The 11,684-nt window shown below is 44.1% G+C and carries 13 protein-coding genes; 10 read left to right on the top strand and 3 right to left on the bottom strand.

Annotated features, from left to right (window positions below; translation table 11 throughout):
* Positions 1 to 40: 40 nt before the first annotated feature.
* The gene (locus QWZ05_RS02935) at positions 41 to 844 is read right to left on the bottom strand and encodes a transporter substrate-binding domain-containing protein (protein WP_264876404.1); all 804 of its coding nucleotides are present in this window, start codon (positions 842 to 844) and stop codon (positions 41 to 43) included.
* 285 nt (positions 845 to 1,129) lie between these two features.
* On the opposite strand from QWZ05_RS02935, the gene QWZ05_RS02930 reads away from it, so the two are divergent.
* From QWZ05_RS02930 to QWZ05_RS02885, 10 genes are all read left to right on the top strand, one after another.
* Positions 1,130 to 2,020: a LysR family transcriptional regulator gene (locus tag QWZ05_RS02930; RefSeq protein ID WP_264876403.1), complete on the top strand. Its 891-nt coding sequence runs from the start codon at positions 1,130 to 1,132 to the stop codon at positions 2,018 to 2,020.
* Positions 2,021 to 2,386: 366 nt separating this feature from the next.
* Positions 2,387 to 2,734 (top strand): helix-turn-helix domain-containing protein, encoded by a 348-nt coding sequence (locus QWZ05_RS02925; protein ID WP_264876402.1) that lies wholly within the window; start codon positions 2,387 to 2,389, stop codon positions 2,732 to 2,734.
* A 316-nt stretch (positions 2,735 to 3,050) separates the two neighbouring features.
* Entirely contained in the window at positions 3,051 to 3,371 is a 321-nt protein-coding gene (locus QWZ05_RS02920) for a VOC family protein (protein WP_264876401.1), read from the top strand.
* A 34-nt stretch (positions 3,372 to 3,405) separates the two neighbouring features.
* The gene (locus QWZ05_RS02915; protein WP_264876400.1) at positions 3,406 to 4,401 is read left to right on the top strand and encodes a dihydroxyacetone kinase subunit DhaK; all 996 of its coding nucleotides are present in this window, start codon (positions 3,406 to 3,408) and stop codon (positions 4,399 to 4,401) included.
* A 134-nt stretch (positions 4,402 to 4,535) separates the two neighbouring features.
* Positions 4,536 to 5,198, top strand: a complete 663-nt coding sequence (locus QWZ05_RS02910; protein ID WP_264876398.1) for a DAK2 domain-containing protein — start codon at positions 4,536 to 4,538, stop codon at positions 5,196 to 5,198.
* Positions 5,191 to 6,075, top strand: a complete 885-nt coding sequence (lsrF, locus tag QWZ05_RS02905) for a 3-hydroxy-5-phosphonooxypentane-2,4-dione thiolase (RefSeq protein WP_264876396.1) — start codon at positions 5,191 to 5,193, stop codon at positions 6,073 to 6,075. Before QWZ05_RS02910 ends, lsrF begins: the two co-directional genes overlap by 8 nt.
* 11 nt (positions 6,076 to 6,086) lie before the next feature.
* Entirely contained in the window at positions 6,087 to 6,629 is a 543-nt protein-coding gene (locus tag QWZ05_RS02900; protein WP_290296396.1) for a DUF1097 domain-containing protein, read from the top strand.
* A 173-nt stretch (positions 6,630 to 6,802) separates the two neighbouring features.
* Positions 6,803 to 8,260, top strand: a complete 1,458-nt coding sequence (locus tag QWZ05_RS02895; RefSeq protein WP_290296393.1) for an ATP-binding protein — start codon at positions 6,803 to 6,805, stop codon at positions 8,258 to 8,260.
* Positions 8,257 to 8,922: a response regulator gene (locus QWZ05_RS02890; protein ID WP_264876391.1), complete on the top strand. Its 666-nt coding sequence runs from the start codon at positions 8,257 to 8,259 to the stop codon at positions 8,920 to 8,922. Before QWZ05_RS02895 ends, QWZ05_RS02890 begins: the two co-directional genes overlap by 4 nt.
* Positions 8,923 to 9,145: 223 nt before the next feature.
* Entirely contained in the window at positions 9,146 to 10,498 is a 1,353-nt protein-coding gene (locus tag QWZ05_RS02885; protein WP_290296390.1) for an Lcl C-terminal domain-containing protein, read from the top strand.
* A gap of 52 nt (positions 10,499 to 10,550) precedes the next feature.
* On the opposite strand, the gene QWZ05_RS02880 is transcribed toward QWZ05_RS02885, so the two are convergent.
* Positions 10,551 to 11,141, bottom strand: a complete 591-nt coding sequence (locus tag QWZ05_RS02880) for a L,D-transpeptidase family protein (protein ID WP_264876388.1) — start codon at positions 11,139 to 11,141, stop codon at positions 10,551 to 10,553.
* A gap of 183 nt (positions 11,142 to 11,324) precedes the next feature.
* Complete coding sequence (locus QWZ05_RS02875) at positions 11,325 to 11,489, bottom strand: hypothetical protein (protein WP_264876387.1); 165 nt, start codon at positions 11,487 to 11,489, stop codon at positions 11,325 to 11,327.
* Positions 11,490 to 11,684: the final 195 nt, after the last annotated feature.

Here is an 11,684-nt window from a genome sequence, read left to right as displayed (position 1 = left end):
GAGTGCAAGCTGCCTTGGGGTTTTTAGGAGCGCGCGTTAATTATTGCACTTGGCTTAGCCAAGCATCGCTCTTGAACCACTTGTCGTAGATACGGTCATAAGTACCATCGCCTTTAATTTGGCGTAGGTAACCGTTTAGGAAGTTAAGGAAATCAGGATCGCCTTGACGAATTGCCCAACCTAGAGGCTCAAACGTGAATGGTTGGTCTAGGTGAACCAGTTGGCCTTTGTTTTCAGCACTGTAGATTGCGTTGTATGGCAGGTCGTAGATGAAGGCATCTGCTTTACCATTGATTACTTCTAGTACTGCTTCTGATTGCGTTTCGTAAAGGTTTACTTTCGCTTTTGGTAGGTAACGTTTGATTGCGCCTTCGCCAGTCGTACCAAGCTTAGTTACAACCGTGTACTGCTCGTCGTTTAGGTCACGGTAGCTTGTTACTTTACCTTCTAGTTTAGGACTAACTAGAATTGATTGACCGATAACAACGTATGGGTCAGCGAAGTTCACCTGCATGTTACGTTGTGGTGTGATAGTCATGCCACCCATGATCATGTGACACTTACCAGTAAGAAGAGTTGGAATGATGCCATCCCAAGCTGTGTTTACTGGCGTGTATTTTACACCCATTGCACGCGCCATTTGGCGTCCTAAATCAATATCAAAACCAATGTATTGACCATTCTTCGCTGTCATCTCAAATGGCATGTAGCCCGCGTCAAAACAGACACGAAGCTCGCCATCTTTAGCGATTTCTTGAAGAAGGGTAGTGTTAGCAGAAGCTGTGCCGATGGCAGCAGTCGAAGCAAGCACGATTGCCGCAACGTTGCGGAATAGTTTTTTCATCATGAATCCTTTCATTGGTTCTCATTTTTTTATACTAGCTATTGAAATTTTCTGGAAATAGTCTAGCTGCGTGTAATGCTTTTTAGTTATATCAGAGAAATGTCATGACATGCAACAGGTTAACGCAATCGTTTGCCGTGCTACAGGCTGATGGGGTCAGAGCCAAAACGGAGTGACTGGCTCCGATCTAAATGGGTTTTGTTCAATTCATTCATTTTCAATATGTATGTGATAGTCTTGTCAATTAGTGTGCAGACATTAAAAAATTAACATTTTAGGATAGAAATGATATCACTAGAGCAAGTTCAGACTTTTACTCACGTGTATGAGCAAGGGTCGTATAGTGCCGCAGCTCGTGCAGCAAACAAAGAGCGGAGTACGATTCGTGAGCATATTTTGGCACTTGAAGACACATTGGGTGTAAAGTTGTTTGCCATAGAGGGCCGCAAAGCGATTCCGACGAAAAACGCTGAAAAGCTTATTGTACGTTCAAAAAACCTTTCTAAACACGCTGAAGATTTTAGTCATGCGGCAATGACTCTTTATCAAGAGCCTCTTTCTAAAATCATAATTTGGCACGACAACTTAATTCCAAGTCGTTGGCTAAGCGATATTATCAGTTCAATTCAAGTGGCTTTGCCTCATATTGAAATTGAGTGTGCTATATCAGATAGGGATAGTGCGTATCGAGCGATTGAGGAGCAAAGATGTCACGTGGCATTGATGTCAGCAGAGACAAAACGAACTGTCACTGGAAAGCTCAAGTCATATAACCTGGGTAGTCTGACAATGAATGGCTATTGTCATCCAGACTCTGATCTTGCAAAGAAAGGAACAGTCATTCTTTCTGATTTAGAGCTTTCACCTCAGTATTTGTTAGCAAATTCGAAAGAAGCAGATTTAGGCTACTATGAAATTGGCAATCAACGTCATGCGGTTACCAGTGTTCGACTAGCTATTGAGTTAATCAAGAATGATGGGTGGATTATTCTCTCTGATCAGGAAGCTGAGCCTTGGTTATCAAACGGTGAATTGGTTTCGGTAAATTATCGCCATCTCACTCAAACACATATGCAAGCCGTGAGTGTGTATTTTGGTTTAATATCAGAAGAGCAGCGTGAAATTTCAAAGGCGATAAAAATAATAGAAAAAACGGCTTGTCACTATCTGTTATAAGGTAGTGCACAGAAGCAAATCTCCCTCTAGATGTCACTATGTATGCAGCTTGTAAGTGTTTCCCTTACAAGTTGTATTTTCAGATATGCGTTCTAGAACCGATAATCCGTTTACAGTTTAGGCAACCTGAGTAACTCACTGCTATATCGTTATTTATAACCTAACTCTTCCTTTTCTGTAGAGGTTATTTGACAGAGCAGTAAGCAGGTTGCCACTTTTCAGTTAATGGATTAATCATGCGTATCTATATCGGGATTTTTGCGGTTTACACTATTCTTTTACTCTGGTCTTTTTATCACGGTTTTATCGTCTAATTATTTGTATGCTTTATTCAATGCGGTTAAACGTAAATTGGGGTAGAGCAGTATGTACAAGCAATTGACAGAAGCACAAAGAATTCGAATCTGGGCCCTAAAAAAAGAAGGCAAATCTCAATCTGATATAGCCCATCTATTGAATGTCCATCGTTCGACTATATCGAGAGAGCTGACTCGCAATTCTGGGCCCTATGGCTATGAGCCGCACATGGCTCAACAATTGGCTCAATATCGAAAGCAGTTTCACACTCAAATTATTGAGCGGCAGTATGAAGAGCTGGTTAAGCAGCTAAAAAATATTGGTTGGAATACCGCGCAGTGTGAAAAGTTCTTAGTTCAATTTTATCCCGAGCTAGAAATTCAAGAAGTACAGCAATTACTAGAAGAAAATAGTTAAAATTGGGCTTTGTGTCACCTGTTGCACTTGCTTTCTGGTTTTGAATAGTAGGCAAATCTCGCCTGTTGCACTTGCCACTAATCTTACCTTTAAACATGGCAAAGTAAGTCATCAGTTTGTTGCACTTGCTTGTTGGAATAAAGTGACTATCTCTGTTGCACTTGCTGTTTGGTTGTTCTGATGCTTGAATTAAATTTAATACAATCAACATCTTAACTGTTGTTTGGGTGGGTGATCTATTTCGCATTTATTCGGTGAATCAGTCGCTATAGTGAATATGGAAGTTGGATATACGGATAAACAAAAGGCAGATGTGATGAAAAAATTTAATCATGTCGGGATTCCGACAACACAAAAACACACCAATGAAACCCTCAACCCTGATATCGGTGTCTACACGACGGATTTTCAGCAAAGCGAAAATAAGATCGAGTGGCTTCGCTTTTTGGAAGATAGCCCAATGCCTGAAGAACTGAAAAATACGGCCCATGTGGCATATGAGGTCGATGACCTAGAAGCTGAAATGAAAGGCAAAAAAGTACTAATTGAACCTTTCTATGCCAATGACAAACTGAAAATTGCGTTTGTTATGGAAGATGAAGCGCCTGTGGAATTGATGCAGTACGTTACTGAGTAGACAAACTTGATACTTAAACAGAAGGATATTGGTCATGAAAAAATTTATTAATAATCCAGAAAACCTCACTGTTGAGTTGTTGCAAGGTCTTGCAATGACATTTTCGAATAAAGTCAAAATTGTCAGTGAAAAAATTGTCGCTCGTGTGACTCCCAAAGATCCAAATAAGGTGGCCATAGTGACGCTTGGTGGCGCGGGCCATGAGCCGGCATTGAGTGGCTATGTAGGCGAAGGCATGTTGGACTACTCCGTGGTCGGTGATATTTTTGCTGCGCCGGGTGCGCCAAAAGTATTTGAAGCGTTAAAACTCGCTGATAGACCTGCAGGCGTACTATTAGTCGTGCTCAATCATGAAGGTGATGTCATGGCGGCGAATATGGCGATGGAAATGGCCAAGCGCGAAGGCATCAATGTAAAAATGCTGCTCACACACGAAGACATCAGTGCAGGTTTGGATGCGGATGTAAAAGACAGACGTGGACTGGCTGGCTGTGTACCGGTGTATAAACTGGCTGGTGCGGCTGCCGAAATGGGTATGTCTTTAGATGAAGTCTATAAAGTCGCTGATAGATTTAACCAACAGATGGCGACACTAGCCGTCGCAATGAGCAATGCGACCCATCCACAGTCCGGGATGAAAATCGGTGATTTGGCCGATGACGAGATGGAAATCGGTATGGGCCAACATGGTGAAGGCGGTGGTGGTCGTATGAAGCTGCAAACTGCCGACGACACGGCAAACATCATGTTGAACCAACTATGCAAGGCAATCGATGTTCAGTCTGGCGATCATTTGATGTTGATGATCAATGGCTCGGGTGCCACTACCTTGATGGAGATGTTGGTTGTCGCAAGAGCTTGTCACTTAGCTCTGGATGATAAAGACGTGACAGTCGCACGCTCAAAAGTGGAAGAGGTGCTTACCGTTCAAGAAATGGCAGGCTTCCAGATGTGCATTGCTAAATTCGACAGCGGTACGCTATCACTATGGGATAAACCTTGTAGCACGCCTTACTGGACTCAGCAGTAAGGCACTATCAGGCTCACTGGCACCATCGGTGAGCAATAATTTCTGCACTTAACACTATGGCCGTATCAATACGCTGTAACCACTAGGATGAGTGTGACTCTTTGCGGCTTAAGGTTGCGTTAAGGAGAGCGAATATGATTATGTTTAATCAAGAAACGATGAATCACATGTTGCTCTATGCGGCTGGAAGAATCATTAATAAAGTCAGTTACTTTAATGATTTAGATAGTCACACAGGTGATGGCGATCATGGTACAACGTTGCTGAGAGTGTGTCATTGCATTGAAGCAACATTAGCAAAACCTGAAGAGAACTGGGCCAAACAGTATGACGACCTCGGTTGGCTGATTATGAGTCAAGATGGTGGCTCAGCAGGAATGCTAATCGGCAACTTCTATATTGGCCTTTCTCAAGGTTTGACCCAGCCGATTTTAACCCCCAATGAAACGGCTAAAGCCTTCCGCTTAGGTTTACAACGGGTACAGCATTTTAGTGGTGCTAAGCGCGGTGATAAAACCATGCTTGATGCTTTGATTCCAGCTGTTGAAGCAATGGAGTGTGCTGCTTTAGATGGAGGGACTGCTTCAGATATGTGCTTTAAAGCGGCAGAAGCGGCACAACTTGGTGCTGAAGAGACAATAGGCATGAAAGCATCTCGCGGCAGAGCGAAAAACATGGGTGAGAACAGTAGAGGTTATATTGACCCAGGTGCAGCCAGTATGGCGATGCTATTTGAATCGTTTGGCTTGTACTTTATTAAAGAGCGAGCCGAAGAAGAGGAGTTGTGTGATGGCTGATAAAGATGGCAATGCTCTGGCGAAAGACTATGGTCTCGACACCCCCAAACAAAGTCAAAGTTTTCATGTGAAAGGGATGGATCATGTGGATTGGGGAATGAAAGATCGCTTAAGCCGTATCTTTCGCCCATCCAGTGGTAATACGGTGATGTTGGCATTCGACCACGGTTATATTATGGGCGCGACTGCGGGTTTGGAGCGTTTAGATCTGAGTATCGAGCCTTTGGCACCGTACGCTGATGCGTTAATGGCGACTCGAGGTGCTATGCGAACCTGCATCAGCCCTCACCACAACAAGCCGGTGATCTTGCGTGCAAGTGCGGGTAGCACAGTACTCAAAGACGATATGAGTCATGAAGTGATTGGCGTCGATATCGAAGATGCGATTCGTATCAATGCGTCATGTCTTGCGATCCAAGTCTTCGTCGGTGCAAACGGTGAGTGTTCAAGCTTGAATAATCTGGTTCGTACCATTGATGCCGGAGAGCGTGTCGGTATTCCAACCCTAGGTGTCACTGCTGTGGGTAAGGAGATGGAAAGAACAACTCGATACTTTATGCTGGCAACCCGTGTTGTTGCTGAGCTTGGCGCACATATTGTCAAAACGTATTACTGCGATGATTTTGAAAAAGTGGTGGCCGCTTGTCCTGTTCCCATTGTGGTTGCAGGTGGCAAGAAAGTCGGAGAGCTTGAAGCACTAACGATGGCGTATCGAGCTATTGATTCAGGTGCGGCAGGTGTCGATATGGGGCGCAATGTATTCCAGTCAGACTGCCCGATTGGAATGCTCAAAGCGATTAATGGTGTGGTACATGAAAAGCTCACCCCTGAACAAGGTTACGATCTCTATCTTACGGAACAAAGCCAAATGGCTTAAAGGTGGTTTATATGAAATTTCAACAGTTTATAGTTATACCTATCATAGTGGCGTTTCTAGCGTTCACTATTCAAATTGTCGATCAGATTATCTCACCGATGCTGCCGATTGAGAATGTTGGCTTTGGTTGGATAGGGTTTATCGCTTGGGCTATGTACTTTATGGCGGGCTGTACGTTAGACGGTGGTAAAAAAGTGATCTTCGGTTATATTGCCGGGATCATCGCATCAGTCGCCATTATGGAGTTTGGTGGTGTGCTATCGTCGCTTGGATTCTTTGCTGTGCCTGTCGCTATTTTCTTTGTCGTTGTACCATGTATTTGCTTAGAGCGTCTTCCGCCCTTTGACTTTGTTCCAGCGTTATTTGTCGGCGCAGGTACGTTCTTTGGGTTTATGTCGTATGTCTCTGGTGCAACCTATGCTCACGCAGGGTTTATTGAATTACTCTATTGCGGCATCGGTCTTACTTACGGCTGGATCACTGTGACATTAAGAGTGAAGTATGAAGCTTGGGTAGAGCAGCAGGGTAGCGCGAGTGTGACTCATATCCATTAAGATGTATTGACTAAGGCTATTTCTATATCGAACTTGAACCTCAATGGTTTTAGTATTGATAATCAGAAATAGCCTTTCTTCATAGTTTCTGCACTTTTGTCAGCGAAGATGAATGATATTTGTATAATTAACTCATTCGCTTAGCTTATTAGAAGCAGGGACATTCCTAATCTATGCGCCACACCGTTCGACATTTATCTCTTTTCCAAAAGCTGTTTCTGTCACTCCTGATCACCAGCGTTTTACTCCTATCCGGAATGGCGATTGTGATTAACTTCTCTTTCAAGAAGGGGCTTCAGGACTATATCAATCAGGATGAAGTTGCAAAAGTGGAGCTGATTGCCAATCAACTCTCGAGTTACTATTCAGAGGCTTATGGTTGGCAGAGAATGAAAGAGTCTCCGCATATATGGAGCTCACTTTTGCGTCAATATGGTGAAGCGCCACCGCCGAGACAGCCTCGTCGTCCACCTCCTGGGCAGTCTCACCATACACAAGCCGAGTTAGAAAGACATACGTCATTTATTCCTCTCTCAGCTCGACTTCAGCTTCGGGATGTCAGTGATAGGCGAGTATTAGGTGACCCGAAATTGGATTCGGTTGATCTTAGTGACACGACATCGGTGCCGGTCATGTATCGCGATCAGTTAGTGGGAAATATTGTCATTTTACAGAGTAAGCAGACACCCAATGCGCTGGCAGAGGCTTTTTTAGATGCGCAGCTTAAAAATGTGGTGATGATCGTTGTTGCAGCATTGATTGTCACTCTGCTGGTGGCTTCAATATTTGTCGGGTACTTACTCAAGCCACTGCAGGCACTAAATATTGGTGCAAAGAAGGTGTCACAAGGCGATTTGACCTACAGAATCCCACAGCATAGTGAAGATGAACTGGGCCAACTGATTGACACATTTAACCGCTTATCGGAAACCTTAGGCCAACAAAAGCAAATACGTGAGCAGTGGATTTCTGACATCTCTCATGAGTTGCGAACACCTTTAGCCGTGTTGCGAGGGGAGATTGAAGCGATTGAAGATGGCATTCGGCAACCTAATCAAGACAACATTCGTTCTTTGCACGGACAGGTAATGACCTTAGCGAAACTGGTTGAAGACTTACATCAACTTGCACTGTCTGACGTGAACACCTTGGCTGAGCAAGAGTTTATAGAGTTTCAACTTGATGATTTGCTAAATGAGGTCGCACACCGCTTTGCCAACCGCTTTGACACCAAACAGCTGAGCTTGCAGGTTGAAATGCCGGCACCAATATCGTTTTTGGGAGACCAAGATGCCATTTCTAGGTTGATCACCAATTTATTAGAAAATAGCTACCGCTATACTAATGAGCAAGGAATGGTGAAGGTGATTGGTGTGGAATCGAAAGACGGTGTACAAATCATTGTGGAAGATAGTGCGCCTAGTGTCCCTAATGAAGCATTGGCAAAGTTATTTGAGAGATTGTATCGTGTCGATAAGTCGCGTTCTCGAGCGAGTGGGGGGGCAGGGCTTGGTCTCTCGATTTGCGAAAATATTGTCAAAGCTCATAACGGGACCATAACTGCGACACATTCAGAGTTAGGTGGTTTAACAGTCACGGTGACTCTATCCAATAACAAGGACATAGCATGATCTTGATCGTGGAAGATGAGCCTCATTTGGCTCAATTATTGGCGGATTATCTGCAGCATCATCATTTTGATACCCATATCATCGAGGATGGTGACCTTGTCATTGATTGGGTAAAAGCGCATACACCGACACTTATCATTCTTGATCTCATGCTACCGAATCGCGATGGATTAGATATCTATCGGGAATTGCGCACCTTTAGCGATGTGCCTGTGATGATGGCAACCGCCAAGGTAGATGAAATCGATAGATTAGTTGGCCTAGAGCTTGGGGCAGACGATTATGTGTGTAAGCCCTATTCGCCAAGAGAAGTGGTTGCCCGAGTAAAGAATGTCTTACGTCGCTATAAAGTGACGCACAGCGTCGAGCCTGAGAAGATGCCACTGCGCATTGAAAGCTCACAAATGCGCGTGTGGGTAGATGGACAAGAAGTGTCACTGACACCGGCTGAATTTCAGCTGCTAGAGCATTTTTACCAGCACAAGGGTATCGTGTTCAATCGTAATCAATTGATGGATAAGATCTACAACGACGGTCGAGTCGTCACAGACAGAACAATCGACAGCCACATCAAGAACCTACGCAAAAAGCTTCAAGAGGTGAGTCAAGAAGCCGATTGGATTCATTCGATTTATGGTGTCGGTTACCGTTTTGATTTGTAACGCTTGCTTCACTTGAATAGCATTTGACTCTGAACCTAATGGGTTTATAGCTTTTCGTTGCGTCGATAATAGTGAGTAGGACACCTGATAATAAGAGCAAAGTGCGTCTCCATAATTGCTGCAAGTTTGTTTTGTAGATTTATGAACTAAGTTAGATATTAGAGACGTTGATTACACGGCTTTCACTGTTATTGTCTGCGTCATTGCTTGGAGTTTTCATATTATGTTGCGCGTAGTATCCCCGACAGGTGTTTCCCGAATGTTCTCTGTAACCATCGTAAGTGTGGTTAGTCATTTGTTTTTTGCTCACACGGCTCAGGCACGAGAATTTACTTACCCAATTGTCGATACGTTTCAAACCCAGTGTTCAAACAGTCAAACCCTTGTCGATGAGTGCCCGGAGAAAGGTAGTGCTTATTATGGACAAGATGCCCAATACATCGGGCGCATGCCGAATTATACCGTCAATGATAACGGCACGGTAAGAGACAACCATACGGGTCTTTTGTGGGCACAAGCCATCGATACTAACGGTGATGGGCGTATTACCGTAGCGGATAAAATGACGTATGACCAAGCAATGGTTTATGCGGCCAACTTACGTTTAGGCGGTTATGTGGATTGGCGTGTTCCTTCAATCAAAGAGCTCTATTCATTGATGATGTTTGATGGTGAAGACCCTAGCGGCTTGCGAGGCAAAAGTAGTGCTACGGTTCGTCCGTTTATCGACCAAACAGTATTTGGTTTTGAATCGGGTGACTTGAGTGCTGGAGAGCGTTTGATTGACTCTCAATATGTGAGTAGCACCAAATATGTTGCGATGACCATGAGAGGTGATGAGACCGTGTTTGGTGTCAATTTTATTGATGGCAGAATTAAAGGGTATGGAACTCGCGCTCGCAGGGGCGGAGAAAAGACATTCTACGTTTTAGCTGTGAGGGGAAATAGCGACTATGGCATTAATAACTATTCGATTTCTGGTAATGGCACTATACACGACAGGGCAACGGGATTAACTTGGCAAAAGTCAGACAGTGAAAAGGGGATGAATTGGGGAGAAGCGCTTGAGTATTGTGAAACGCTAAAGCTTGCGGGTCGAACCGATTGGCGACTTCCCAATATCAAAGAGCTACATTCTATTGTGAGTTACGTGCGTTCGCCGGTGACCACAAAGAGTGCCGCTATAGACCCAAGTTTTTATTCGACCGCAATTACTAACGAGGCCGGAAAACGAGACTTTCCTAACTATTGGAGTAGTACAACCCACGTAAACCTGCAGAATGCCAAGCAAGCCGCGTATATCGCCTTTGGCCGCTCTATGGGCAAAATGCACAATGAATGGCTTGATGTACATGGTGCTGGCGCGCAGCGCAGTGACCCGAAAGTGTATTCAGGGCGTGATTATCCTGATGGCAAAGGCCCACAAGGTGATGCCGTCAGGTTTGAAAACTTTGCTCGATGTGTTGCTGGTGGTGAGGTTACAGAAGTCGAAGCTCCTAGCCATATTGAGCGAGAAAGGAAGACCTATGACTTAACGCTAGAAAAGTCACCAATGCGGTCTCCAAGGCGCGATTAATATTGACTTAATATGGGAGGCGACAGGGTTAGTCGCCTTTTCAAACTATGTGTTACCACTCAATAAAAATTGGCGTGCCCACTTCAACTAGGGCGAGAAATTCGTCCATCTCTTCATTTGATATCGCGATGCAGCCGTTAGTCCAATCAAAGCTTTGGATAAACTGAGGGTCGCGAACATCATCGTTTTTAATACCATGAATTTTGATGTCGCCACCAGGGTCTATACCGAGACGATCGGCGTGTGCCTGGTCTTTATAGTTTGGATAAGTAATGTGCATTGAGCGATGGAATGCCGACTCTTCCATGATGAAAGAGAGGCGGTAGTGACCTTCAGGCGTTTTTTGGTCACCCTGTTCAACTTTATGTCCTCGAGGGCTGCTGCCCAGTGCGATGCGGTACTCGGTAATAACATCATCACCGAACATTAAAAACATGCGTCTTTGAGACTTCTTAACGTGAACCCAGTCAGCTTTAGTCAGCGTGGTTGTTTGTTCTGGTGGTTCATAGGTTGGGTAAGTTGATTTGGGTGCGATTATCGAGTTATCAGCGTCAGACGTCATGGGAGTCGGGTTCTCTGGGCTTTGCTGCGCTTGAGCAGATAAAGCGATTGAAGCGAAAAGAATGAGAACGAGTTTGTACATGAATTTGGTCGTTAGCTAATTAAAAGAGACAAACGATAGTTTAAGGCATGACCGACGAGTTGCCTACATCAAGAGATGAAATTCCACGAATTTTAAGCTGGGAGCGTGATTTTGAGCGAATATGAGACTGCTACCCGGGATAGGTAGTTTAGCACCTGCCTGTTAGTTAAGAGGCTGATGACATTAATCTATCGAAAAAATATCACACGGAAGGTAACCGTGTAGCTTAAATTGTTCAATCGCTTCTTCACGTGAACTCGCTTCGATAGTAATCGTTGCCATTGATTTGCCATCGAAGTAACGAATGACAAATTGAGTATCTTCACAAAGTTTAAGTAGAGCCGCCATAGTAATAATCACTTTCCAATAGTGTTTTACTCATACAACTTTCACTGAGTGTGTCAGTGCATATTAAAGTTGTTGAAGTATAACCCGATGAGTTGGTCCTACTAATCCAAACTCACAGAGTGCCTAGTCAAAAAACGCAAGATTCAATCAAGTTAATATTACAATGACAATAACCTGAACGAATCTCGCGTTAAA

This window comes from Vibrio agarivorans, from assembly GCF_030409635.1.
Classification (GTDB): Bacteria; Pseudomonadota; Gammaproteobacteria; order Enterobacterales; family Vibrionaceae; genus Vibrio; species Vibrio agarivorans.
The sequence above is the reverse complement of the archived record's forward strand: the minus strand, read 5'-3'. Positions and strand labels throughout refer to the sequence as shown.